At 66.6% G+C, this 24,319-nt stretch carries 27 protein-coding genes and 2 pseudogenes; 12 read left to right on the plus strand and 17 right to left on the minus strand.

The genetic code is table 11. The features are described from left to right. Positions 1-228: 228 nt before the first annotated feature. Positions 229-993, minus strand: a complete 765-nt coding sequence (locus AC56DV_RS12445; protein ID WP_496314589.1) for a S10 family serine carboxypeptidase-like protein — start codon at positions 991-993, stop codon at positions 229-231. 226 nt (positions 994-1,219) lie between these two features. Between AC56DV_RS12445 and AC56DV_RS12450 the strand changes: the two genes are divergently transcribed. From AC56DV_RS12450 to trxC, 3 genes are all read left to right on the plus strand, one after another. After that, positions 1,220-1,855, plus strand: coding sequence for a phasin family protein (locus AC56DV_RS12450; RefSeq protein WP_496314590.1), 636 nt, complete (start codon positions 1,220-1,222; stop codon positions 1,853-1,855). 90 nt (positions 1,856-1,945) lie between these two features. Further along, positions 1,946-2,194, plus strand: coding sequence for a hypothetical protein (locus AC56DV_RS12455; protein ID WP_496314591.1), 249 nt, complete (start codon positions 1,946-1,948; stop codon positions 2,192-2,194). 63 nt (positions 2,195-2,257) lie between these two features. Further along, complete coding sequence (trxC, locus tag AC56DV_RS12460; RefSeq protein WP_496314592.1) at positions 2,258-2,728, plus strand: thioredoxin TrxC; 471 nt, start codon at positions 2,258-2,260, stop codon at positions 2,726-2,728. Positions 2,729-2,731: 3 nt separating this feature from the next. On the opposite strand, the gene AC56DV_RS12465 is transcribed toward trxC, so the two are convergent. The 10 genes and pseudogenes from AC56DV_RS12465 to AC56DV_RS12510 form a co-directional block, all read right to left on the minus strand. Next, positions 2,732-3,670, minus strand: coding sequence for an ACP S-malonyltransferase (locus AC56DV_RS12465; RefSeq protein ID WP_496314593.1), 939 nt, complete (start codon positions 3,668-3,670; stop codon positions 2,732-2,734). Continuing rightward, positions 3,667-4,575: pseudogene (mdcB, locus tag AC56DV_RS12470) on the minus strand (triphosphoribosyl-dephospho-CoA synthase MdcB); the annotation flags it as partial. The gene AC56DV_RS12465 and the pseudogene mdcB, both read right to left, overlap by 4 nt. 80 nt (positions 4,576-4,655) lie before the next feature. Then, positions 4,656-5,333, minus strand: a complete 678-nt coding sequence (mdcG, locus tag AC56DV_RS12475) for a malonate decarboxylase holo-[acyl-carrier-protein] synthase (protein ID WP_496314594.1) — start codon at positions 5,331-5,333, stop codon at positions 4,656-4,658. Continuing rightward, on the minus strand, positions 5,317-6,054 hold the full coding sequence (mdcE, locus tag AC56DV_RS12480; protein ID WP_496314595.1) for a biotin-independent malonate decarboxylase subunit gamma: 738 nt from the start codon (positions 6,052-6,054) through the stop codon (positions 5,317-5,319). The genes mdcG and mdcE overlap by 17 nt, the downstream gene beginning before the upstream one ends. Next, positions 6,054-6,962 carry a biotin-independent malonate decarboxylase subunit beta gene (locus AC56DV_RS12485; RefSeq protein WP_496314596.1) on the minus strand — a complete coding sequence of 303 codons (909 nt, stop codon included), beginning with the start codon at positions 6,960-6,962 and terminating at the stop codon, positions 6,054-6,056. The genes mdcE and AC56DV_RS12485 overlap by 1 nt, the downstream gene beginning before the upstream one ends. After that, positions 6,959-7,273: a malonate decarboxylase acyl carrier protein gene (gene mdcC / locus AC56DV_RS12490; protein WP_496314597.1), complete on the minus strand. Its 315-nt coding sequence runs from the start codon at positions 7,271-7,273 to the stop codon at positions 6,959-6,961. The genes AC56DV_RS12485 and mdcC overlap by 4 nt, the downstream gene beginning before the upstream one ends. Positions 7,274-7,286: 13 nt before the next feature. Further along, positions 7,287-8,969 (minus strand): malonate decarboxylase subunit alpha, encoded by a 1,683-nt coding sequence (gene mdcA / locus AC56DV_RS12495; RefSeq protein ID WP_496314726.1) that lies wholly within the window; start codon positions 8,967-8,969, stop codon positions 7,287-7,289. Next, entirely contained in the window at positions 8,969-10,318 is a 1,350-nt protein-coding gene (locus tag AC56DV_RS12500; RefSeq protein ID WP_496314598.1) for a TRAP transporter large permease, read from the minus strand. Before AC56DV_RS12500 ends, mdcA begins: the two co-directional genes overlap by 1 nt. Then, a complete protein-coding gene (locus AC56DV_RS12505; RefSeq protein ID WP_496314599.1) occupies positions 10,315-10,875 on the minus strand; it encodes a TRAP transporter small permease in 561 nt (186 codons plus the stop codon). The genes AC56DV_RS12500 and AC56DV_RS12505 overlap by 4 nt, the downstream gene beginning before the upstream one ends. Beyond that, entirely contained in the window at positions 10,872-11,915 is a 1,044-nt protein-coding gene (locus AC56DV_RS12510) for a TRAP transporter substrate-binding protein (RefSeq protein ID WP_496314600.1), read from the minus strand. The genes AC56DV_RS12505 and AC56DV_RS12510 overlap by 4 nt, the downstream gene beginning before the upstream one ends. Before the next feature lie 129 nt (positions 11,916-12,044). Here AC56DV_RS12510 and AC56DV_RS12515 point away from each other — a divergent pair, with 129 nt between their 5' ends. From AC56DV_RS12515 to AC56DV_RS12530, 4 genes are read left to right on the plus strand one after another with little or no spacing between them, the layout of a single operon-like run. Then, entirely contained in the window at positions 12,045-12,707 is a 663-nt protein-coding gene (locus AC56DV_RS12515) for a GntR family transcriptional regulator (protein WP_496314601.1), read from the plus strand. 12 nt (positions 12,708-12,719) lie between these two features. After that, on the plus strand, positions 12,720-13,166 hold the full coding sequence (locus AC56DV_RS12520) for a hypothetical protein (RefSeq protein WP_496314602.1): 447 nt from the start codon (positions 12,720-12,722) through the stop codon (positions 13,164-13,166). A 50-nt stretch (positions 13,167-13,216) separates the two neighbouring features. Continuing rightward, positions 13,217-13,372 carry an RNA 2'-phosphotransferase gene (locus tag AC56DV_RS12525; protein ID WP_496314603.1) on the plus strand — a complete coding sequence of 52 codons (156 nt, stop codon included), beginning with the start codon at positions 13,217-13,219 and terminating at the stop codon, positions 13,370-13,372. Next, positions 13,344-13,769, plus strand: a complete 426-nt coding sequence (locus tag AC56DV_RS12530) for an RNA 2'-phosphotransferase (protein WP_496314604.1) — start codon at positions 13,344-13,346, stop codon at positions 13,767-13,769. The genes AC56DV_RS12525 and AC56DV_RS12530 overlap by 29 nt, the downstream gene beginning before the upstream one ends. 57 nt (positions 13,770-13,826) lie before the next feature. Here AC56DV_RS12530 and AC56DV_RS12535 read toward each other — a convergent pair whose 3' ends face one another. The 5 genes from AC56DV_RS12535 to AC56DV_RS12555 form a co-directional block, all read right to left on the minus strand. After that, on the minus strand, positions 13,827-14,402 hold the full coding sequence (locus AC56DV_RS12535) for a hypothetical protein (protein ID WP_496314605.1): 576 nt from the start codon (positions 14,400-14,402) through the stop codon (positions 13,827-13,829). Between the two features lie 104 nt (positions 14,403-14,506). After that, on the minus strand, positions 14,507-14,830 hold the full coding sequence (locus AC56DV_RS12540) for a helix-turn-helix domain-containing protein (RefSeq protein WP_496314606.1): 324 nt from the start codon (positions 14,828-14,830) through the stop codon (positions 14,507-14,509). Beyond that, positions 14,820-15,014 carry a type II toxin-antitoxin system RelE/ParE family toxin gene (locus AC56DV_RS12545; protein ID WP_496314727.1) on the minus strand — a complete coding sequence of 65 codons (195 nt, stop codon included), beginning with the start codon at positions 15,012-15,014 and terminating at the stop codon, positions 14,820-14,822. Before AC56DV_RS12545 ends, AC56DV_RS12540 begins: the two co-directional genes overlap by 11 nt. Beyond that, a complete protein-coding gene (locus AC56DV_RS12550) occupies positions 14,924-15,292 on the minus strand; it encodes a helix-turn-helix domain-containing protein (protein ID WP_496314607.1) in 369 nt (122 codons plus the stop codon). The genes AC56DV_RS12545 and AC56DV_RS12550 overlap by 91 nt, the downstream gene beginning before the upstream one ends. Continuing rightward, positions 15,282-15,548, minus strand: coding sequence for a type II toxin-antitoxin system RelE/ParE family toxin (locus AC56DV_RS12555; protein WP_496314608.1), 267 nt, complete (start codon positions 15,546-15,548; stop codon positions 15,282-15,284). Before AC56DV_RS12555 ends, AC56DV_RS12550 begins: the two co-directional genes overlap by 11 nt. A gap of 96 nt (positions 15,549-15,644) precedes the next feature. On the opposite strand from AC56DV_RS12555, the gene AC56DV_RS12560 reads away from it, so the two are divergent. Further along, on the plus strand, positions 15,645-17,066 hold the full coding sequence (locus AC56DV_RS12560) for an aminotransferase-like domain-containing protein (RefSeq protein ID WP_496314609.1): 1,422 nt from the start codon (positions 15,645-15,647) through the stop codon (positions 17,064-17,066). Here the strand turns inward: AC56DV_RS12560 and moaA are convergent. Continuing rightward, positions 17,049-18,089 (minus strand): GTP 3',8-cyclase MoaA, encoded by a 1,041-nt coding sequence (moaA, locus tag AC56DV_RS12565; protein WP_496314610.1) that lies wholly within the window; start codon positions 18,087-18,089, stop codon positions 17,049-17,051. The genes AC56DV_RS12560 and moaA overlap by 18 nt on opposite strands. A gap of 158 nt (positions 18,090-18,247) precedes the next feature. On the opposite strand from moaA, the gene AC56DV_RS12570 reads away from it, so the two are divergent. The 4 genes and pseudogenes from AC56DV_RS12570 to AC56DV_RS12585 form a co-directional block, all read left to right on the plus strand. Continuing rightward, a complete protein-coding gene (locus tag AC56DV_RS12570) occupies positions 18,248-19,912 on the plus strand; it encodes an SMP-30/gluconolactonase/LRE family protein (RefSeq protein WP_496314611.1) in 1,665 nt (554 codons plus the stop codon). A 93-nt stretch (positions 19,913-20,005) separates the two neighbouring features. Next, complete coding sequence (locus AC56DV_RS12575) at positions 20,006-22,030, plus strand: TonB-dependent receptor plug domain-containing protein (RefSeq protein WP_496314612.1); 2,025 nt, start codon at positions 20,006-20,008, stop codon at positions 22,028-22,030. Positions 22,031-22,032: 2 nt separating this feature from the next. After that, entirely contained in the window at positions 22,033-22,563 is a 531-nt protein-coding gene (locus AC56DV_RS12580; protein ID WP_496314613.1) for a YfiR family protein, read from the plus strand. An 86-nt stretch (positions 22,564-22,649) separates the two neighbouring features. Next, a pseudogene (locus AC56DV_RS12585) lies at positions 22,650-24,308 on the plus strand (putative bifunctional diguanylate cyclase/phosphodiesterase); the annotation flags it as partial. Positions 24,309-24,319: the final 11 nt, after the last annotated feature.

Consider the following 24,319-nt stretch of genomic DNA (forward strand, 5'->3'; position numbering starts at 1 on the left):
CACCGGAGTAGCGCGCCACCCTGGCCGCGATGTGCGCCTTTTTGGCCTCGTCCAGGAAACCGCCCTTGGCCAGCGCGGGGATCAGCTCGTCCACCGTGAAGGCTTCCACTTCGGGCAGCACGTCCTTCAGGTCGCGGCGTTGCAGGTCGGCCGGCAGCACTTGCTGGTACCAGGCGGTGGCTGCGTAGTAGGGCAGGTTGAGCGCGTCGCCGACGATGCCGTCGCGCTTCAGGCCCAGCTTGGTGGGCGAGACCAGGTCACGCCGTTCAGATACATCCAGTGCGCGTTCTGCAGCTCCAGCGCCAGGCCGGCCACGCGCGCCGTGCCGTAGCTCTCGCCGATCAGGTACTTGGGCGAGGTCCAGCGGCCCTCGCGCGAGACGAAGGTGTTCAGCCATTCGGCCAGGTAGGCGATGTCCGCGTTCACGCCGAAGAAGGCGGCGCGGTCGGTCTTGCTGTCGAGAATGCGCGAGAAGCCGGTGTTGACCGGGTCCACATACAGGATGTCGGCCACGTCCAGGATGGAGTGCGGATTGTCGCGCACGCCGTACGGCTGCAGCGGATAGCCTTCGTCGTCGATGTTGAGCATCTTGGGGCCGGTATAGGCCACGTGCATCCACACCGAGGCCGAGCCGGGGCCGCCGTTGAAGGACAGCACCAGCGGGCGCTTGGCCTTGTCGGCCGCGTCGCTGCGCTGGTAGTAGGTGTAGAACAGCGAGGCGATCACCTTGCCGTCCTTGTCCCACACCGGCTGGGTGCCGGCGGTGACTTTGTAGGGCACGGCTTTGCCATTGATCATGACCATGGCGTTCTTGCTCACGGAGGACTCGGCTTTGAGGGCGCGCTCGAAGGGCTGCGGGGCCGGCGCGGCTGCGGTTGCCACGGCTGCGGCGGGCGGGGCTTTGGCGTCGGGCTGCTGCTGGGCGTGGGCGGCGCCGAGAGTCAGCAGCAGGGCGGGAGCGAGGCGGGGCAGACTGCGGGTCAAGTGTTTCATCGGCAAGCTATCAAGGTTGAGATAGCCGGTAAGTATTTCACATCAGAAACGCCTTGGGGGGCGTATTTACAAACTCGCTACATGTGCGGTCAAGCGCGCACGTTTGATCCAGATCATGGGGTCCGTCGCGCGCTCACGTAGCCTAGTGGATTCGCGGAGCCGCTTTGCCGCGCTTTGCCGGCGTCGCGTCCCTTTCCCATAACCATACATTTTGCAGAGGTAACCCATGTTTTCATTCAATCAGTCCGTTACGCCAGCCGCCAAACACCACATGGAAGCGCAGATGTCGCTGCTGAACGACATGTCCAAATCGCTGTTCCGCACCGTGCAGCAGTACAGCGACCTGAACATCCAGCTGGCGCAAACCATTATCGAGGAAGTGTCGCTGACGGGACAGGACCTGCTCACCACCAACCGCCCGGTGGACGCGGTCAACGTGACGCTGTCGCATGCCCAGCCCACCGCCGACAAGCTGCGCGCCTACCAGCAGCACCTGTCGCGCATTGCCGCCAACACGCACGTGGACCTGGCCAAAGTGGCCGAGGAACACGTCAGTGAAACCAGCCGTACCGCCAAGGAGCTGGCCGAGGAAGTGACGCGCATGGCCACGGAGGAAACGGAAAAAACCGTGCGCAACCAGCAGGATGCCATGCGCCGCATGGCCGCCACCTTCGACCAGTTCGCCGACGGCCAGCGCATGGACATGAACGGCCATCGGGAAGACCGCCCGCAGGGCAACGGCCACGAGCGTCAGCAGGCCGAAGGTCAGAGCGGCGAAGCGCGCGTGGCAGGCGCACCCGTGCACCAGACCAGCCAGCAGCAGGCCGCCGGCAAGCCGCAGCCCGGCCGCAAGGAGGGCTGACGCCGCAGGCGCGGCTGACCGCCAGCCGCGCTCCGCAGGACGCCGCACCCGGCTAGACTGTGCCATGGACTGAGCAGGGAGGCGAACGTCATGGCGGAATGGCTGGAATGGTTGGAGTGGCCTGCAATGGCCGCGTCGCTGCTGGCGGCGTGGCTGGTCGCGTCGAAGGTGGCGCGGCGGCGGATGGCGGGCTTTTGGGTTTTCCTGCTCAGCAACGCGCTCTGGATAGCGTGGGGCTGGCAGGACCAGGCTTGGGCGCTGATCGTGCTGAATGCTTGCCTGGCGGCGATGAATGTACGCGGCATCGTCAAGAACGAAGGCGGGGCCGATACGGGCTGAGCCGCGCTCACGGTTTCGTCATTTCTGCTACATTGGCGCCATACGCATTGACAATGGCCAGCCATGGATACCACAACCGACAACACAGCAACACGCACCGATTCCCTTCACATCGTCTGCCCGCACTGCGACGCAGTCAACCGCGTGCCCGCCACGCGGCTGGGCCAGGAACCTACCTGCGGCAAATGCCAGAAAGACCTGTTTACCGGCAAGCCGGTGGATTTGGCGAGCGCCCGTTTCCTCAAGCAAATCGAGCGCAGCGAACTGCCGGTGCTGGTGGATTTCTGGGCGCCCTGGTGCGGCCCGTGCCGTTCCATGGCGCCGTTCTACGAGCAGGCCGCGCAGCGGCTGGAGCCGGATTTCCGCGTGGTCAAGGTCAACACCGAAGAAGCGCAGGACCTGGCGGCGCGCTACGCGATCCGCAGCATTCCCACGCTGGCGCTGTTCAAGGGCGGCCGCGAAGTGGCGCGCCAGCCGGGCGCCATGGACGCCAACGGCATCGTGGCGTGGGCGCAGCAGAATAACCGGCGCTGAGGTTTATCCACAGTATCGCCGCAGCCAGGCGCGAATGCCGTCCAGGCTGCGGAAGTCCGCCACCGAGCGGCAAGCGATGCCGGGATGGCGCGCCTGCATCATGCGGGTCAGCGCCGCGCCGGGGCCCAGTTCCAGCGCCACCGTGATGCCGGCTTCCGCGCAGGCGTCCATGCATTCATCCCAGACCACAGGTTCGTCCAGCTGGCGCGACAAGTGTTCGACGGCTTGCTCGCGGCTCTGCAGCCGCGCCGCGCTGATGCCGGCCAGCACCGGCGTGTCCGCTGCATGCAGGCGCGATGCGCGCAGCGCAGCAGCGAACGGCGCCACCGCGTTGGCCATGAAGGGCGTGTGCGAGGCTATTTCGACTGGCAGCTGCGTCACGCGCGCACCGGCTGCGGCCAGCAGCGATTCCGCCTGCGCCGCGCCGCCGGCCGGCCCGCCGATAATGCAGCTGTCCCCGCCGGTGACGATGGCCACGTGGAATCCGCACGGCGCCGCCAGCGTGCCGGTGCGCGGCGGCGGCAAGCCTGTCACCGCCAGCAGGGCTTGACCGGGACTGTCCGCCAGGCAGCGGTCCATCAATTCCGCGCGTGTTTGCGCCAGGTCGACCGCGTCCTGCGGCGACACCGCACCCGCCACGCTCCACGCCGCCAGCTCGCCGACGCTATATCCGGCCACCAGCGCAGGCTGCGGCACGTGCGCGCGCAGCGCCTCCCACATGGCCAGCGTGGCCGCCACGATCAGCGGCTGCGCCATGCGGTTGGCAAACAGCGTGTCGACCTCGCCGGCGCCTGCAATCCAGTCGCTCGGGTTGGCGGGCGCTCCGCGCGCGCGTAACCCGCCAAGCAGCGCCGCCCCCGCCGGGTCCGTGCCTGCCAGATCAAACATGCCCGCATGCTGCCCCCCCTGGCCCGGGCACAAAATCAGCAGCCTCGCGCTCATGGCCAGGGATGTGAAGAAAACGCCTGCACCAGGCAGCACGCCGCCAGCAGATCCGCCGCGCCGCCCGGCGAGAGCTTGTGGCGCACGAAAAGCCCGTGCGTATCCAGCGCGTACGGATGCCAGTCCGGATGCCCCGTGCCGCCCATCTCCAGAAAGCGCCGCGCCTGATCGCGTACCAACTGCGCGCCGGCCTTGCCGCCGCGATGCAGCACATTCGTATCGCTGACATGCGCCATCAGCGCGAACAGCGCATCGATGCGCGCGTGATGCATGTTGCCGCCGCGCGCCAGCGTGGTCCGCAGCGCAGGCAAGCCAACCAGGAACACCGACGGCAGTCCCAGCGCCGCCTCCTCGCGCGCGCCACTGGCTGCATGGAGCTGCGCCGCGCGCTGGCCATGCGAGCCGTCGGGCGCAGCCAGGGTATGCGCTGCCAGCGCCTCGCCCCAGCCATCCAGCAAGGCGGCGCGCAGCGATGCGGGATCTGCCAGCAGCATGGACGCGGCATCGTTGCCAGCCACCACCCGGCCCAGCGCGGCGCACAGCATGCCCAGGCCGAATATGGCGCCGCGATGCGTATTGACGCCGCCGGTCGCCGCCATCATGCGCCGCTCGGCCGCCATGCCCAGCTGCTTCAGGCGCGCGAACGGCGCGTCCTCCATGCCGGCCAGGCAGATGGCCGCGAAATAGTGCCGCAGCGAGAACAGGCTGCGCATGAAGGTCAGCGCGGTCATGTCATCGTGACTGCCGTTGTCGACCAGGGAGACCAGGCCGGGCTTGGGGTACAGTGCCAGCTCGGCGTACAGCGCGCGCAACGCCAGCCGCGCGGCCTGCTGGCTGACTGAGCGCGCGCGGGCGCTGCCGAGGCCGTGTCGCGATGCCGGACCTGACCCCGGCGCTAATGCCGGACCTGCCCCCGGCGCTGGACCTGGCCCTGGCCGCGGAGCGAGACCCGTTGCTGATGCTGCGGCTTTGGCCGCTGTCGGGGTCATGCAGGCCTCAACGTGGCGAGCAGCGCTTCCGGGTCGGCGAGGTGGACACCGCCGATTTCCTTGACCAGCACGCGTGCCTTGGCGGCGCCTGCGGCGTTCCATTCTTTCCACGAGACGGCCTGCCCGGACGGGAACATGATTTCGCCGTCCAGCGGCAGCCCGTGGCCGGGACCGGCCAGCAGCGCCAGGCCGGCGTGCAGTTGTTGCTCGCTCACGGGACGGAACAGGATGTCGATGTCGGAGCTCTCGCCCAGGCAGCGCAAGCCCGTCAGCGCCTGCCACGCCAGCGAGCCGAATACGCGCAGATCGAGTCCGGCGGCCAGGCGCTGCAGCTCGGTGTAGCCGGGCCGCCATTGGGCAGGCAGCGCGGGGCGCGCAGCCTTCAGCGTCAGCGGGGAGCTGCTGCGTTCAATATGCTCCAGCGCGGCGCGCAGGCCGATGCGCTGTTTGACGCCATCCGCGTCCGGCGGCAATGCGATGCCAAGGCAGACTTCCTGCGCGGGATCTCCGCCTGTATCGTTATCGGCTCCGATGCGCGGCTCGTGCCGCCGCACCACTACCGGCCATTCCCCGCGCTGCCAGTCGCTGAACACCGCTTCCCGCGCGGGATCGGCGGCCAGTGCGGCTTGCCAGCCGGCGCGGGTCAGCCAGACCAGGTCATGCCGCTTCAACATGGTGACCGCCGAGGATGGCTTGGATGACCGGGTGCGCCAGCTTGCGTCCGCCACGCTCGAATCCCACTGCCGCGCGCGCGTCGGGCGCGGCGCGCTCGCCGTCCAGATTGCGTAGCGCCTGCACCAGATGGGCGGCGAGGGCAGCTGCATCGCCGTCCCAGATCGATTGCAGGCCGCCCATGCGCAGGTAGTTCTCCGGGCCGGGCGCGAACACGGGATTGCTGCGCGCCAGTTCGGTCAGCAGTTCCTCCGGCACCTTGGTGATGCGCGCCATCGCGGGCAGTCCCATCACGCGGATGGTGGCGGCGGGCAGGGCATGGCAGCTGTCTGCCATCAGGCCGCTGGTGATGAAGCCGCCCGACAGCGCCTGGTCGTACACCAGCGCCACGATCTTGTGGCCGCGCCTCCGCGCCAGGTCCACGCATTTGCCAAGGTGCGCCATGTAGCTGTTGATGCCCAACATCTCGTCGCGGTGGCGCAGGCGCTGGCCTTGCGTGTCCACCAGCATGACGATGGCGCGGCCCGGATGCTCGCGCACCGTCGCCAGCACGGACCTGGCCTGCGCCAGCGCGATCTCGATGCCGATGGGGGCGTGCTCGGTGGTGCCGATGACGGCCACCGTTTCGCCGTCCACCTGTGCTGTGCCGGACAGGAACTGGTCCCGTTCTGCGATGTCGTGCCCTTGCGGGAACAGGGCGCTCGCCAGTGTTTGCCAGTGCATTATCGGACTCCTGCGCGGCGGCCCGCCGCCGCTTCGATGAATGGGGCGATCTCCAGCATGGCGATGCCGGCCGGGTCGGGCATGCCCAGTTCGCGCCAGATGTCGGCCGGGTCGGCCAGGGCGCCGAAGCGGTCCATGCGGTCGGTGAGCATGGCTTGCTCCTGTTCCAGCGCTTCCAGCGTTAGCGTGGCGCCACCGGCGGCATCGATGCTTTCGATGGCCGCGATGGCCGCTTGCCGGAAGGCGTCCATGGAATCGGGCACGATGGCCTGGCAGTCGCCGGTCAGGTAGCGGTGCTTGCCGCCGGTGGTGCGCCACACCAGGGCGCGGTCGCGCGAGTCGAATTCTTCCACGCCGTTGGCGGTTTCGATCACTTCCGGGCCGGACATGGATAGCCGCGCCTCTTCGGACATCACAACCGCGTTGGTGCAGCGTGCCACGATGCCCATGCCGCCGAAGGCGCCGTTGGCGCCGCCCACCAGCGCGATCACCGGGATGCCGGCGGCGCGCGCGTCCAGCACGGCGCGCATCACTTCGGCCACGGCGATCAGCCCGGCGTTGGCTTCATGCAGCCGCACGCCGCCCGATTCGATCAGCAGCACCACGGCGCGCGGCCGTTCTTCAAGCGCGCGGCGCAGCAGGCCGGTGAGCTTGGCGCCATGCACCTCGCCGACCGCGCCGCCCATGAAGCCGCCTTCCTGCGCCGCCACGAACACCGGCATGCCGCCCAGCCGCGCGCGGCCCACGGCCACGCCGTCGTCGAACGCCACCGGGGCGTTGAGCTGGCCCAGGTGCGGGCTCACCACGCGCTCGGCGGGGCCGATGAATTCTTCGAAGCTGGCTTCGTCCAGCAGCTGGCGCAGGCGTTCGCGCGCGTTGGCTTCCTGGAAGCTGTGGTGTTGTGTCATGGTGCGCCTCCCAGCATGGTTTCCACCGCCTGGTCCAGCCGCAGGCTCACCACGGCGGGCGTGGCGCCCACGTCGTTGATGGCGATGCGCGCATCGGCCAGCGGCCAGCGCTGGTGGAAGTCGCGCATCACGGCTTCCCAGATCTGGCCGAAGCCGACGGCGGCGGTCTTGACTTCGATGGTGCAGGCGCCGTTCAGCGCAGCCGATTCGATCAGCACTTCCAGGTTGCCCGAGGCGACCACGCCCACCACCTGCGGCGCGGGCGGCAGCGCGCGGCTGCCGTTTTCGAAGCGGTACGTTAGCGTTTCCATTGCGTTTCCTTGTTCACCAGTTCCTGAAGCGCTGCGGCGGATCGTACAGGCCGCCCGATGCGCGCACCAGGTCTTTCATATTGCGCGCCGCCAGCAGGTCGCGCGTGGCGAGCCGCTTGTCCACGCCGATGTCTTCCGGCCGCTGGATCACGCCACGGTCGCGCAGGTTTTCCACCATGCGCCGGTCGCGTCCCAGCCCCATCGGGGTGTAGCCAGCCACGCCGCGTATCGCCTGTTCGCGCTCCTCGTCGCTGCGGCACAGCAGCAGGTTGGCGATGCCTTCCTCGGTCAGGATGTGGGTCACGTCGTCGCCGTAAATCATCACCGGTGGAATCGCCATGTTGGCCTGCTCGGCCAGCTCCCACGCGTCCAGCCGTTCCACGAAGGCCGGATGCATATGCTCGCGGAAGGTTTCCACCATCTGCACCACCAGCTTCTGGCCGCGCGGGATCATATTGCGGCCCTCGCGCGCCTGCTGGCCGGCCTTCAGCCACGCGGGGCTGGCGTGGCGGCGTCCACGCGCGTCCGCCCCCATATTGGAGGCGCCGCCGAAGCCGGCGATGCGGCCCAGCGTGGCGGTGGACGAGTTGCCCTGCAAGTCGATCTGCAGGGTGGAGCCGATGAACATGTCGCAAGCATAATGCCCGGCGGCCTGGCACAGCGCGCGGTTGCTGCGCATGGAACCGTCGGCGCCCACCGCGAACACGTCCGGCCGCGCGCGGATATAGTCCTCCATGCCCAGCTCCGAGCCGAAGGAGTGCACCGACTCCACGAAACCCGCTTCGATCGCCGGTATCAGCGCCGGGTGCGGGTTGAGCGCCCAGTGCCGGCCTATCTTGCCCTTCAGGCCCAGCGATTCCGCGTACGTGGGCAGCAGCAGCTCGATGGCTGCCGTGTCGAAGCCGATGCCGTGGTTCAGGCGCTGCACACCGTATTCGGCGTAGATGCCCTTGATCGCCATCATCGCCATCAGCACCTGGATCTCGGAAATCAGCGCCGGGTCGCGCGTGAACAGCGGCTCGATGTAGTAGGGGCGGGGCGACTGCACCACGAAGTCCACCCAGTCGCCCGGAATGTCCACGCGCGGCAGCGTGTCCATGATGCGGTTCACCTGCACGATGACGATGCCGTTCTTGAACGCGGTGGCCTCCACGATGGTGGGCGTGTCCTCCGTGTTGGGACCTGTGTACAGGTTGCCGTGCCGGTCCGCCGCTTCGGCCGCCACCATGGACACGCGCGGCGGCAAGTCCACGAAGTAGCGGCTGAACAGCTCCAGGTAGGTGTGGATGGCGCCGATATTGAGCTTGCCCGCCGAGAGCAGCTTGGCCACGCGCCCGGCCTGCTGGCCGGAGAAGGAAAAGTCCAGTTGCGAGGCCACGCCACGCTCGAACACGTCCAGGTGTTCGGGCAGGGTCAGCACGGATTGCAGCATGTGCAGGCCATGCACGCGAGCCGGGTCCAGCCTGGCCAGCGCCTGCGCCAGGAAGTCGGCCTGCTTCTGGTTGTTCCCTTCGATGCAGACCCGGTCGCCGCATTCCAGCACCGCGTGCAGCAGGTCCGCAATGCGCGCGGCGGGCAGGCTTTTGCCGTCCAGGTCTGCGCCGAGGGCCGCGCCGGCCCGCTGCAGGCGCTGCGCGCGGTTGCGCTGCAACGTGTCCCAGGTCCGCGTACCCGCGTTGATCGCCGGCGCATTCATCATTTTGCTCCCATCATCATGTCAGGCAGTCCGGTCGCGATGCCGGGGAACAGACATAATAAAACAACCGCCACGAACATGAGCACCACGAACGGCGCCACGCCCCAGATCACGTCCCTGAGCGGTATGTCGGGCGCGATGTTCTTGATGACGAAGATGTTCAGGCCCACCGGCGGGTGGATCAAGCCCATTTCCATCACCACCGTCATCACCACGCCGAACCAGATCAGGTCGAAACCGGCGGCTTTCAGCGGTGGCAGGATGATGGGCGCGGTCATCAGGATGATGGATACCGGCGGCAGGAAGAAGCCCAGCACCACCACCATCAGCAGGATCACCGTGAGCAGCAGCCACTTGGACAGCTGCATGCCCACCACCCAGCTGGCGGCCGACTGGCTGATATGCAGATAGCTCATCACATAGGAATAGAACAGCGACATGCCGATGATCATCAGCAGCATGGTCGATTCCTTGATGGTGGAGGTGAGGATGGGCGCCAGGTCCTTCGGCTTCCACACGCGGTAGACGATGGCGATTAGCACCATGGCCAGCAGCGCGCCCAGGCCCGCCGTCTCGGACGGCGTGGCGAAGCCGCCGTACAGCGCCACCATCACGCCGATCAGCAGCACCAGGAAGGGCAGCACGCGCGGCAGCATTTCCACCTTGTCCGCCAGCGTGAAGTGCTCGTCGTGCAGGCTGGCCGCTTTCACGCCGCCTTTCTCGTAGATGTCCAGCGCGATCCGGTATTCCTTGCGGGCGCGGTACACGGCGTAGCCGGCGAACAGCAGCACCAGCAGCACGCCCGGGCCTATGCCGGCCAGGAACAGGCGGCCCAGCGACTGCTCGGCAGCCACCGCGTACAAAATCATGGTGATGGACGGCGGCAGCAGGATACCCAGCGTGCCGCCGGCGGCGATGATGCCGGCCGCGAAACCGGGCGAGTAGCCGCGCTTGCGCATTTCGGGGATGCCGGCCGAGCCGATGGCCGAGCAGGTGGCGGGCGAGGAGCCTGCCATGGCGGCGAACAGCGCGCAGGCGAACACGTTGGCGATGCCCAGGCCGCCCGGCACCTTGTGCAGCCAGGCGTGGATGGCGGCGTACAGGTCGCGCCCCGCAGGGGACTTGCCGATGGCCGCGCCCTTCATGATGAACAGCGGGATGGACAGCAGCGTGATCGACGCCATTTCCTCGTACACGTTCTGCGTCACTGTGTCGAGCGAGGAGGGCGGCATGAAGAAGTACATGAAGCCGGTGGCCACCACGCCCAGTGCGAACGCGATCGGCATGCCGGAGAACATGACCACCAGCGTCACTGCGCCGTACAGGGCGCCTAAGGTAAGCTCGCTCATGCTGCGTTCTCCAGAGGTTTGTCGCTCATGCGCGCGGCGGTCTGCAGCAGCAGCTGCAGCGCCAGCAGCGTCATGCCGAGTGCCATCATGCCGTACGGGATCCACAGCGGCGGCGCGAAGGTGGAGGTGGTGGTCTGGCCCTCGACGAAGGCTTCGTGCCACAGCGTCCAGGATTTCCACGAGAAGAAGGCGCAGAACAGCGTGGACAACAGGTCGACCACGAACAGCCGCGCCGCGTTCACGCGCGGCGGCAGCAGTTCGGCCAGCGCTTCAATGCCGATATGGCCCCGGTAGGACTGCACGTAGGCCGCGCAGAAGAAGGTGGCGCCCACCAGCATGAAGACGGAGGCCTCGTCCTGCCAGTCGGTCGGCGCGTTGAAGAAGTAGCGCGACACCACCGAGTAGGTCAGTATCAGCGCCGTCACCACCAGCGCGCACATGGAGAGCGTCAGCAGGGCCTTGTTCAGGCGGTTCAGCAGCCCGGAGGCGCTGGCCAGTGCCGCGTTGTCCGGCACTGCGGGGCCGGGGGCGGCCTTGAGTTCGAAGCCGTGGCTCATAGCGTCTTCTCGGCCAGTTTGAGCAGCTTGGCGCAGTTCTCGTTCTTCTCGCTGTAGTCCTTCCACGCGGTGGTGCGCGCGATGGCCTGCCAGCGCTTGACGGTGGCCGCGTTCAGGTCCACCACCTTGGCGCCGGCCTTCTGGTAGACGGCGGCCACCTGGCTGTCGTCCTCCTGCGCCGCCTTCAGCGCGAACGCTTCCATGTCCGCGCCCACGGCCAGGATGGTGGCCTGCTGGTCCTTCGGCAGTTTGTCGAACACCGCGCGCGACATCATCAGCGGCTCGAACATGAACCAGTAGGCGTTGCCGCGCCCGGAGGTCAGCGCTTTCGACACTTCTTCCAGGCGGAAGGAGATCAGCGAGGTGGACGAGGTGAGGGCGGCGTCCATCGCGCCGGTCTGCATGGCCGCGTAGATTTCATTGGACGGCAGCGACACCACGGCAGCGCCGGCCGCCTTCAGGATCAAGTCCATTTCGCGCGAACCGCCGCGTATCTTCATGCCTTTCGCGTCCTCCGGCTCCACCACCGGCTTGGTGCGCGAGGCCACGCCGCCGGCCTGCCAGATCCAGCTCACCACCACGATGCCCTTGTCGTACAGGATGCGCGCCAGCTCCTTGCCCACTTCCGCGTTCTTCCAGCTGTAGCCCTGCTGGTAGGACGTGACCAGGCCGGGCATCAGGCCGATATTCACCTCTGGCACCTCGCCGCCGGCGTAGGACAGTGGCACCAGCGACAGGTCCAGCGCGCCTTTGCGCATGGCGGAGAACTGGGCGTTGGTCTTCATCAGCGAGGAGCCGGGGTAGATGGCGAACTTCAACGCGCCCTTGGAGCGCTTTTCCACCTCCGCCGCGAACATGCGGGTGAGGCGGTCGCGGAAGTCCCCATCGGCCACGGTGCCGCCGGGGAACTGGTGGGAGATTTTCAGGGTGGCGGTTTGCGCCCAGGCGCTGGACGTCCACAACGGGCTGCTGGCGAGTGCGCCCAGGGTGCCCAGTTTGCCGAGGTTGCCTAGCGCCGTTCTGCGGTTCATTACAGTCATACGTCCTCCAAGGGTGAATGAAATATGCAATTGCCGTTTTTGTGTATACAAGAATATATTGACTGCATACATTGTCAAGTTAAAAATCGCTTCTATAATGAAGACCTACATACAAGAAAACTATCCGCCATGACGAACCGATCCACGCAACTGCGCGAAGACATAGAGGAAATGATTGCCGTGGGCACGCTCACGCCCGGACAGCATCTGGACGAGACGGAACTGGCCGCGCGGTTCGACGTGTCGCGCACGCCGATCCGGGAAGCGCTGATCCAGCTGGCGTCCATGGGCGTGGTGGTGATCCGGCCGCGGCGCGGCGCCATCGTGGCCGAACTGGGGCCGCAGCAGCTGGTGGAGATGTTCGAAGTGATGTCCGAGCTGGAAGCGACGTGCGGCCGGCTGGCGGCGCGCCGCATGACGGTGGAGGAGCAGCAGGCGCTGCTGGCGGCGCACCAGGCGTGCAAGGAAGCGCTGGACGCGCAGCAGCCGGATGATTATTACTACAAGAACGAGGCCTTCCACGAAGCCATCTACGCGGGCAGCCATAACCAGTTCCTGATCGAGCAGGCGCGCAGCCTGTACCGGCGGCTGCGGCCCTACCGGCGCCTGCAGCTCAGGGTGCGCAACCGGCTGTCCAACTCGTACGCCGAGCACGACGGCGTGGTGCAAGCCATCCTCGGCGGCGAGGGCGAGAAAGCCGCCGAACTGCTGCGCGAGCACGTGATGATCCAGGGGCAGCGCTTCTCCGATCTGATGGCGTCGCTGCCGCAGTTGGGGAAGCAGGCGGCTTAGGGATTGAGCGACATGGCTACTTGGCAATTAGATTTGCACCTGATTCCAGAGGACGCGCCGATGCCTACGGTTGAGGGCGACTTTGACATCCCGGCTATGCCGGCCGGGTTGACGCGCGATGCACAGGAAGAACTAGCCGGAGTCTTTGGACAGCCTTGGCTTATGCTGAATGATTGGCTTGTCTATGGGGCAGAGAAAGGCACTCGTATCGACTTTAATTTTGATGCGATGGATACTGTTGAGATAATGGTGCGTCTCGATGTCAGCTCGGTTGGGGACACGCTGCTCGATGCAATTTGTACGCTGGCGCGTACCCTTGGTTGCAGATATTTTGATATCGAAGGACGGCAGCTTTTCGAACCCAGGCCTGAGGTTGTCAGGCAAATCATAGCCAACTCAAGGGCGTCCAAGTTCGTAAGAAATCCACTGGGCTTCATTGCCAGCCTGCCGATAGGGTAGCATCGAGGGGTTTAGGCCGACAATTCCAACTCCATATAGCAATTTTCCAAATGTCAAAACATCTCGAACGAACCAGCAAGTTTCTCAGTTTGGTGCTCCGTCATGATCCGGCGGCGATTGGCTTGGAACTAGATGGCGAAGGCTGGGCCAGCCTTGAGCAGTTGGTGTCCTTGTCCAATGCTCAAGGCCGAACCTCTAACCCGTGATCTCGTGCTGGAAATTGTTGCCAGCAGTGACAAGCAACGTTTTGCCATTGACAGCAGCGGTACGAAAATCCGCGCAAACCAGGGGCACTCGATTTCGGTAGACTTGAAGTTGAATACGCAAGTGCCGCCCGTGCAGTTATTCCACGGAACCGCAACACGCTTCTTGGAATCGATCCAGAAAGATGGTCTGCTCCGTGGGGCGCGCCAGCACGTCCATCTTTCTTCGGCAAGGGATGTTGCGACAACTGTGGGCTCGCGCCATGGCAAGCCTGTTGTCTTGACAATTCGTGCGGACGATATGCATCGCGATGGGATCGCCTTCTATTTGTCAGACAACGGCGTATGGCTAACTGATGTCGTTCCCGTTCATTACATCGATTTTGGCGGCGAATCCTAGGCACCACTAACTGGTTAAGCTCTGCATCAGCGAGTTGAACGCGCATCATCTGGCCAACTATTCCTTGCGGCGGGTATCGATGGCGATCCAGTTGGTCTCCCAGCGTTGCCCGCCATCGGCCGAGTAAGCCTGCTCGAAGCGCCACTGGCCGGCGCCCGCCGGCACTATCAGGAACCTTACCAGCACCACGCGCCCGTTCACCGTGTCCTGGCCATAGAAGCTGCCTTGGCCATCCTTGAAGGAACCGTGCATCGGATCGGTCATCAAGCCGTTGGCCAAGTTTGCGAAATGCAGGGTCCACTGGCCGCTCGCCGGTTGGTACAGGCGCAGCGACACGCCCGCGATCCGGCCGGCGCTGCCGCGCACATCAAGCTCGACCAGGTTGGCCCGTCCGCCCATGACCTGCTTGACGACCGACGTGCCTGCATATTCCAGCCACTCGGTCTTGCCGCTCAGCGGTTGGCGCAGGCGCTTCAGCCGCGTATCCCAGGTGCCTATCTCCCAGTCGAAATCACGCTGGCCGTCGTGCGGCGCGGCAGACGTGTCGGTGACCGGCGAGTCCGGCCGGGCCGTACATGTCTGTGGGACCGCCAGCGCTGCTGACATCAGGATCGTAAGGAATAGTGGTTTCATTGTAGGGCCGGTTTGGTCTGGGACAGCTGCATGCCGATCGAGCTGCTTGCGCTACTAACGCAGTAGGTTCTGTTCGGCCGCTTCAACCTCCACCATTCAGTACACTAGGCGAGTATTTCCAGCCCGTGCTTTTGCACCAGCGAGAGCAACTTTAACGCCGTGCCGCTGGGGCGTTTCGCGCCGCTTTCCCACTTCTGCACCGTTGATTCGCTGGTGTTCAGATAGCGGGCAAAGACCGGCTGGCTGACGCGGTTCGTGACCCGAAGCTGTTTGATTTGGGCCGGTTCGATCAACGGCGGCGCCGCCAGGCAGGACTCGTCGAACTGACGCATGGTCGCTTTATCGATGACGCCTTCCCGGAAAAGCGAGCTGGCGGAGCTGTGCACAGCTTCCAGAATGCCACTTTTGAATCTTGTCTTAACTGCCATGACATATCTCCACAAACTCTTTGCTGGCAAGCCGCGTACTTACCTGCTGTGCTGACATGCTCGCGTAAATCTTCGCCAGCAAACGTAAATTGCTCAATTCAAGCTGCGTAATATTGCTTCGGTCCTGCTTTGAAAAAAGATACTCGAATACCCAGTAGTGTGAATCGCCACGAGCGACAGCAATTTCAGCGCCATGCCGCTAGGCTGTTTGGCGCCGCTCTCCCATTTTTGCACCGTTGATTCGCTGGTATTCAGGTAACGGGCGAAAATCGGCTGGCTGACATGGCTCGCTTCGCGGATCTGCTTGATCTGTGCCGGCTCGATTTCAGCAGGGGCAGTCACGCAGGATTCGTCGAACTGGCGCATGGTCGCTTTGTCGATAGAGCCGCCGTCGTACAAGGACTTCGCTGACGTGTACACCGACTCCAATATTCCGCTTTTGTATTTTTGCCTACGTGCCATGACAGATTTCCTTAAGCGTCTTGTTTCGCACATACATGCTTACTTCTTGCTCCGACAGGGCGGCATACGCTTTTGCAAGGGTGCGAAGCATACGCAATTCAGTCTCATCGATATTGTCCCGGGTGCGCTTTGCAAATAGGTGTTGGAAGACCCAATAATGCCCCCCCTCTTGCCAGTATGATCGACCGTTGCTCGTTTCTATCAAGTCGCTTCTTGTACACGCCATCGCCAAGGTCGTCCGCGGCCCCGTGCTCATAATTTAGCATAGCACCGGGTGCTATGCCAGCTATGGAATATTAGACACGCTTCTGATGCCCATCAATTCAGATGCCGCTGCGCTATACTGCGCAGCATGAATCTCTACCAAACCCTCGCCGCCGACATCGAAGGCCAGGTCGCGCGCGGCGTGCTGCTGGAAGGGGAGAAGCTGCCTTCGGTGCGCCAGGCCAGCCAGCACCGCAGCCTGAGCATCAGCACCGTGCTGCGCGCCTACTCGCAGCTGGAGAGCCGGGGCATCATCGAAAGCCGTCCGCAATCGGGCTACTTCGTGCGCGCCAGGCAGGCCAACGTGCCGCGCGCCGCGCCGCCTGCGCCGAGCCAGCCGCTGGTGCTGTCATCGGAGGTGGACGTGAGCCGGCTGGTGCTGTCCACGCTGCGCACCATCCGCAAGGAGGGCGCGGTGCCGCTCGGTTCTCCGTATCCGGACCCCGCACCGTTCCCCTGGCCGCGCATCAGCCACTACGCCAACGCGCTGGCGCGCCGCGCGCAGCACTGGAGCGTGATGGACGACCTGCCGCCCGGGAACCCGGAGCTGATCCGCCAGATCGCGCGCCGCCACCTGGAGAACGGGCTGGCGGTCGATCCGTCCGAAATCATCGTCACCATGGGCGCCACCGAGGCGATCAACCTGTGCCTGCAGGCGGTGGCCAAGCCGGGCGACACGGTGGCGGTCGAATCGCCCACGTTCTACGCCATGCTGCACGCGATAGAGCGCATGGGCATGCGGGCGCTGGAGGTGCCGACCGATCCGCGCGAAGGCATCAGCATCGAAGCGCTGCGCGGCATCCTGTCGCAGCAGCGCGTGGCCGCCTGCATGGTGATGCCGAACTTCCAGAATCCGCTCGGCTTCCAGATGCCGGACGCGCGCAAGCGCGAGCTGGTGGAGCTGCTGGCCAGCCACGATATCCCCGCCATCGAGAACGACGTCTACAATGAGCTGTATTACGGCGACAGCCATCCCACGGCGCTGAAGTCCTACGACAAAAAAGGCCTGGTGCTGCACTGCTCGTCGTTCTCGAAGAGCCTGACGGCGAACTACCGCATCGGCTGGGCGCTGCCCGGGCGCTATACGGCGCAGGTGGAGAAGCTCAAGTTCCTCAACACGCTCACCACGCCCACGCTGCCGCAAATGGCCATCGCCGACTACCTGCAGCACGATGGCTACGACCGCCATTTGCGCAAGGTGCGCAAGGGCTACGAGCAGCGCGCGCGCATGATGGCGGCCGCCGTGCTGCGCTTCTTCCCGGCCGGCACACGCGTGTCCGAACCGCAGGGCGGCTATGTGCTGTGGGTGGAGATGCCGCCGGCGGTGGACGCGATGAAGCTCTACGCACTGGCGCTGGAACGCAAGATCACAGTCGGCCCGGGGCATATGTTCTCGGCGCGCGGCAGCTATCCCAACTACATCCGCCTGAACTACAGCTACCCTTGGAGCAAAGAGATCGAGGATGCGCTGCGCATGCTGGGGCGCCTGGCGTCAGCCGCCCACCAGTGACATGCGCACCACCTTGTGCGCGTGCACGCGGCCGGCGGACTGGCCGCGCAGTTCCGAGTAGCGGTCGGCGCGCGCCTGCCACAGCGCGCGTACCCGTTCCCGCAGCTGTGCTTCCTGCCCCTCGCCCAGCCAGGGGCGCAGGTCCGAACCTTGTTGCGAGAACAGGCACAGATACAGCTTGCCGTCCGCCGCCACGCGGGCGCGCACGCATTCGCCGCAGAAGGGATGCGACATGCTGGCGATGAAGCCCAGGCTGCCCGAGCCGTCGGCGTGGCGCCAGATGTCGGCCGTGTCGTGGCCGCGCGCGGCGCTGGCCTGCACCAGCGGGTAGTGCTGCTGCACGATGGCGCGCATGGCGTCCGCGCTCAGCACCTGGCCCGCGTTCCAGCGGCTGGCGCCGCCCACGTCCATGTATTCGATAAAGCGCAGCTGCACGCCGCTGTCGCGGAAGTGGTGCACCAGCGGCAGGATCTGGCTGTCGTTCACGCCGCGTTCGATCACGGTGTTGACCTTGACCGGCGCCAGCCCCGCGCGCTGCGCCGCCGCGATACCTTCCAGTACCCGCGCTACCGGGAAGCCGACGCCGTTCATGCGGCCCGCCAGCGCGTCGTCCAGGCTGTCCAGGCTCACGGTGATGCGGCGCAGCCCGGCGTCCTTCAGCGACTGCGCGCGCGCCGCCAGCAGCGAGCCGTTGGTGGTGAGCGCAATGTCAAGCGGGCGGCCTTCCAGCGTGCGCATGGCGGCCAGCGTTTCTATCAGGCGCGGCAAGTCCTTGCGCAGCAGCGGTTCGCCGCCGGTGATGCGGATCTTCTCCACGCCCTGCTGCACGAAAGTGCCCGCCAGGCGCGCCAGCTGGCCGAACGACAGGCGCTCGGAGGAGGTCATGAAGGCGTAGTCCGGGCCGTAGCTTTCCTTGGGCATGCAGTAAGTGCAGCGGAAGTTGCACTGGTCGATGACCGACAGGCGCAAGTCTTTCAGCGGGCGGCCACGGGTGTCACGCAGTTCGGTAGGGGGCTGGTTCATAGGGCCAGCATAGCGCCCGGCCGGCGGCGCGGAGCAGCACAGTTCATCGGCAGGCGCAGGGGTACAGTGCGGCCGTTGTGACAAAGCGAGAGTATTTTCCCGTTGGAAATATGTACACTGCCGCTGATCGACAATAACGCAAGCAGGGAGCCTTGATTTTGGGGATCGATCTACTGTTCGGCATACTGACCTATCCACTGACCGTGCTGGTTTGGCTGGCGTTCATCGTCGGTTGCTCATATGGCCTGTACAACAAGCATGGCGCCGCGATGCCGATTGCGCCGTGGCGGCTGTTCGGCGGCTACATGGGCGCGGTGCTGGCCTGCGTGGTGTGCACCGCGCTGTCCGCCTACGTCACGCCCGAAGAAGCTGCCGAAGTCTGGCGCGTGCCGCCGGATAAGTACTGGACTGCGATCCGGCAGGAGTTCGCGTTCACGCTGGCCCCGACCATCATGTTCAGCACGGCGGGCATCGCGCTGGTCGGCGTGCCGGTGATCCTGCGGCTGACGCGCGCGGGGCGGGGCAGCGTGGGGTGGGTTCTGCTGGCGTCCCTGGGGATTTCGCTGGTGGTTTCGCTTCCCTTTTTGGCCGGTGGCGGCGCCAGGGCTGCGCTGCGGGCGATTGCCGCCATCGCCGGCGCGCATTTGCTGATGACGTTCTGCTTCTCCGTCGGCGCGGGCCTGCCGTGGTCGGCCGCCAAGCCGGCGCGGCGCGTGCGGCCCGGCGCCGTGCTGGCGCTGGCGCTGGGAGCGGCTGCGGCTTACCTGGGCCTGTGGCCCGTTCCCATCGAGCCGGTGGCCTGGCAGGCGCCGGCCGTGCCGGGCTATGCGGGCGCGCATGCGGCGAACGCCAGGCTGGCCGGCATCAGGACCATTGCGCTCGACCACCGGCAGATCGGCCCCGAGCACATCGTGGCCGGCCAGGACGGCAAGCTGTATGCGGGCATTGCGGATGGCACGCTGCTGCACATGCAGCCGGACGGCAGCGCCCAGGGCATGCTGGCCCATACCGGCGGCAGGCCGCTGGGCATGGCGTTCGACGCGCACGGCAATCTGATCGTCGCCGATGCAGAAAAAGGCTTGCTGTCTTTCGATACCAACGGCGCGCGCACGGTCTTGCTGGCTGCCGGGGAGGACGGCCCGGTGCGTTTTGCCAACGCGGTGGCCGTCGCGGCCAGCGGCAAGATCTACCTCACCGATTCCTCCATGCGCTTTGCGCCGTCGCGCGCCGGCAGCACGCAGTGGGCGGCCACGCTGGACGTGCTGGAACAGTCGGCCACCGGCCGCGTGCTGGAATACGACCCGGCCGGCAAGACGGTGCGGGTGGTGGCCAAGGGCCTGAGCTTCGCCAACGGCGTCGTGCTGGCTGCCGACGAACAGTCCGTCTTCGTCAGCGAGAGCGGCCGATACCGCGTGTGGCGCATCGACACCGCCGCCGTGCAACTCGACGTGGCGCGCCGCTCGCCGCAAGCGCAAGTGGTGCTGGATAATCTGCCCGGCTACCCGGACAACCTCACGCGTGGCTTGAACGGCCGGATCTGGCTCGGCCTGGCCGGCCAGCGCGACGACCTGGACGCGATGGCCCGGCAGCCTTTCCTGCGCAAACTGGTGCTGCGCATTCCGCGCGCCTTCTGGCCTGCGCCCAAGCGCTACGGCCACGTGCTGGCCTTCACCGAGGCCGGCAAAGTGGTGGCGGACCTGCAGGACCCGAGCGGCGCCTCGCCGGTCACCACCGGCGCCACCGAAACAGTTGACCGGCTATATATTCATAATGTCAACGGCAACAGCGTGGGGTGGTTGCCGAGCGCGGAGGCTGTGCCGTAAAGCAACAGTCGATTGGCCTGGCAGGGCGGTAAGCGGTACTATTTGTGTCGTCTAGCGGCCGTTATGCCTGCGTCAAATCTATTACAACAATTAATGAAACTGCCGCCCCCTCCTGCGTTCGCCGTCCTGTGGCCCTGCGCGCTCTTGCTGGCCACCAGCGCACTGCCCGCATGGGCCGGCCAGGTGTCGCTCGATAGCGGCAGTAAGGAACTGGCAGGTTTGCCGCTTGAGCAACTGGTGGAGTTGCAAGTCACCTCCGCCTCGCGCTTCTCGCAGGCCATCGCCGACGCGCCGTCCGCCGTGGTGGTGCTGACCGCGCAGGACATCCGCGACTTCGGCTGGCGCACGCTGGCGGACGCGCTGGCATCGCTGCCCGGCCTCTACGTCACCAACGACCGCAATTATTCCTACCTGGGCGCGCGCGGCTTCCTGCGCCCGGGCGATTACGACAGCCGCTTCCTGCTGCTGGTGGATGGCGTGCGCACCAACGACAGCGTGTACGACCAGGCCAGCATCGGCAGCGAGGGTTTGCTCGATATGGACCTGGTGCAGCGCATCGAATACGTGCCCGGTCCCGGTTCGGCGGTGTACGGCTCGAACGCGCTGTTCGGCGTGATCAATGTGATCACCAAGTCCGGCAGCGCCATGGGGGGGCCGCAGGCTGCGGTACTGGCGGCCAGCCATGGCGGGCGCGGCGCGCGCGTCAGCTACGGCTGGCATGCGCAGGACGGCACCGACGTGCTGCTGTCCGCCAGCAGCAGCCGGCGCGACGGCCAGGACCTGTACTTCGCCGAGTACCACGGGTCTCACCTGGGCGGTTCGGACGGCGTGGCCCACGGCCTGGATTTCGACCGCGCCCACCGGCTGTTCGCCAAGGCCGCGCGCGGTCCGTGGACCGTGTCGGCCGGCTATGTGGCGCGCACCAAGGGCGTGCCCACCGGCTCCTTCGGCGCGCTGTTCGACACCGCCAACCAGACCCGCGATGTCCAGGCCTTCGCCAAGGCGGCCTTCGACATGCCGCTGGCCAGCGGCGCGGACCTGGCCGTGCTGCTCCACTGGGGCCGCGCCGACTACCAGGGCATAGGCAGCTATCCCGGCGACGCCGGCCAGCCGCTGGTGAACGTGGACGGCGACCACGCCGCCTGGTACGGCGCCAGCGCGCAGCTGACGTTCAACAATATCCCGGACCACAAGATCGTGGCGGGCGTGGATTTGCAGCGCAATGCGCGGCGCGACCAGTTCAGCTATTACAGGGAACCGTATGAGCTGTTCCTGGACGACCGCCGCAGCGACAGCCGCGGCGGCGTCTTCGTGCAGGACGAATGGCGCGTGCGGCCCGGCCTGCTGCTCAACGCCGGCCTGCGCTACGACAGGGACAGCAATGCGGGCAGCCAGTTCCACCCGCGCCTGGCGCTGATGTACCGCGCCACGCCGGACCATACCGTCAAACTCATATACGGCACCGCCTACCGCGCGCCGAACGCCTACGAGCTGTATTACGGCTATCCGGGCGAAGGCGGGCAGCGGCCCAATCCGGCACTGTCGGCAGAGCGCATCAGCACGCGCGAACTGATTTTCGAGCGCCGCCTGGACGCCAACAGCCTGGCGCGCCTGTCGCTGTTCAACTACCGCATGCGCGGCCTGATCTCGCAGGAAGTCCAGCCGGACAGCGGGCTGCTGATGTTCGCCAACATCCAGCGCGCGGTTGCCACCGGGGCCGAAATGGCGTACGAGCGCCAGTTCGGGCACGGCCTGCGGCTGCGGGCCAGCTACGCCATGCAGCATGCCGACGACGGCAACAATGCGCAGCTGGTCAACTCGCCGCGGCGCCTGGCCAAGCTGAACCTGGCGCTGCCGGTTCCCGCGCTGAAGGCGCGCCTGGGGGCGGAACTGCAGTGCAGTTCGGCGCGCCTGACGCAGAACAGCAAGGTGGGGGGCTATTGCGTCAGCAACCTGCTGGCCACCAGCAGCGGCCTGCTGCCGCGCACCGAGCTGTCGCTGGCGCTGTACAACGCCTTCGATGCGCGCTATGCCGACCCGGCCGGCCCGGTGTTCGTGCAGGAAGCGCTGGCGCGCCAGAGCCGCACGGTGGCGGCCAAACTGGTGTACGGGTTCTGACCATGCGCGCCGCTCTCCGCATCTGCCTGTTGTGCGCCTTGCCGGCCCTGGCGCCGCTGTGCCGCGCGGGCGTGCAGGAAGTGCAGGAAGTGCAGAACGGCGCGCTGAAGGCGGCCTACATCTACAACATCGCCATGTTCACCAGCTGGCCGGCGGCGCCTGCGGGCGCGGCGGCGGACCGCCCCTTCGCGGTGTGCGCGCGGCCCTCGCTGCCGTTCTGGGACAGCCTGCGCCAGCTGGAGGGCAAGCTGGTGAACGGCCGCAACTGGACCATGTACGACGCCGGCGCAGGCACGGCGCCGCGCAGCTGCGACATCACGATATTCGCGGCGGAGCTGGGCCAGCCCCGTCCCGCCGAGGGCAGCGGAACGCTGTTCGTGGCCGACGGCGTGAGCGCGGGCAAATACGCCGGCGCGGTGGCGCTGGTGGACGAGGACCGCCACGTGCGCTTCGACGTCGATACGCGCGAGGCGGCCCGCCTCGGCCTGAAATTCAGTTCGCGCCTGCTGCGCCTGGCGAGGAATGTATGGTAAACCGCCGCCGCAGGAAGGCCGACCGGCTGACCCTGACCAGCATGCTCGGGGCCGGCCAGCTGATGGCCGCCGTGGCAGCGCTGGCCATGGCCGGCCTGGTGCTGCTGGTGTACCAGGTGCTGTCGCTGCACCAGGCGCTGAACAGCGAAACGCGGGTGCAGGCCGCCATCGTGGCGGACAACCTGGCTGCGCCGCTGATGTTCCGCGACCGCGACGCCACCGCCGACGCGCTGCGCGCGCTGCGCTCGGCGCCGTACTTCCACTGGGTGGCGGTGTACGACCAGCAAGGCCTGCTGTTCGAACACTACGGCGTGAACGGCCATAAGCCGGTGGCTGGACGCCGGACGCTGGACTGGCTGCGCAGCGCGCAGGAGTCCGCGCCGGTGGAGTACCGCGGCAAGCGGCTGGGCATGGTGGTGCTGGTGCACGGCACCGGCGGCATCCGCGAGGCGATGGCGCACTATCTCGGCCTGCTGGTGCTGGCCTCGCTGGGCGCGCTGCTGCTGGCGCAGCTGCTGGCGCGGCGCACCCGCGCGCGCGTGGTGGCTGCCGAGCGTGAACTCGACTACCTGGCCCATACCGACCAGGTGACGGCGCTGCCGAACCGGCGCGCCAGCTATGGCCTGCTGGAGGAAGCGATCGCGGAGCGCAGTGCGGACGGCGGCCAGCTGGCGCTGCTGCTGATCGATCTGGACAACTTCAAGGTGGTCAACGATACGGCCGGCCACACCGCCGGCGATGAGCTGCTGCGCCAGGTGGCCGGCGTGCTGGGCGCCGTGGTGCGGGGCAGCGGCACGGTGGGCCGCATCGGCGGCGACGAATTTGCCATCGTCGTGCCGTCGGTGGCCGGGCGCGCGGAGGCGCGCGCGCTGGCCGACAAGGTGACGGAGGCGCTGCGTTCGCCGTTCCAGGTGGGCGGCAGCGAGCTGTTTGCCACCGCCAGCGTGGGCATGTGCGTGTTCCCGGACGACGCCGCCAACATGGGCGAACTGGTGAGCCGGGCCGACACCGCGCTGTACCACGCCAAGCAGACCGGCCGCAACCGCCTGGCCGAATTCCTGCCCGCGATGACGGTGCAGACCCAGCGCCGCCTGCAGCTCGAGCGCGACCTGCGCCGCGCGCTGGAGAACGGCGAATTGGCGCTGCATTACCAGCCGCAGTTCGAATGCGCCAGCGAGCGCATGGTGGGCGCCGAGGCGCTGCTGCGCTGGCGCCATGCCGAACACGGTTTCATCTCGCCGGCCGAATTCATTCCCGTGGCCGAGGACAGCGGCTTGATCGTGGCGCTGGGGCGCTGGGTGCTGGAACGCGCCTGCGCCGACGCCGTGGCCTGGCAATGCCCCGGCGCGCAGCCCGTCAGCGTGGCGGTGAACGTGTCGGCGCGCCAGCTGCGCGAACGCGGCTTCCTGGACGAAGTGGTGGGCGCGCTGCGCGCCAGCGGCCTGCCGGCCGCGCTGCTGGAGCTGGAGCTGACCGAGAGCGTGCTGATGGAGGACGTGCAGTCGGCGGTGCAGTTCATGCGCGACGCGCGCGCGCTCGGCGTGCGCCTGTCGATCGACGATTTCGGCACCGGCTATTCGTCGCTGGCCTACCTGCAGTCCTTCCCCATCAACCAGCTGAAGATCGACCGCAGCTTCCTGCAGTCGCTGCCGGGCGAGGGCAGCACCATCGTCAGCGCGGTGATCTCGCTGGCGCAGGACTTCCACCTGACCGTGGTGGCCGAAGGCGTGGAGAACCGCGAACAGCTGGAGTGGCT

The organism is Massilia sp. BGA-UO-ETr-WB1, from assembly GCF_059567845.1.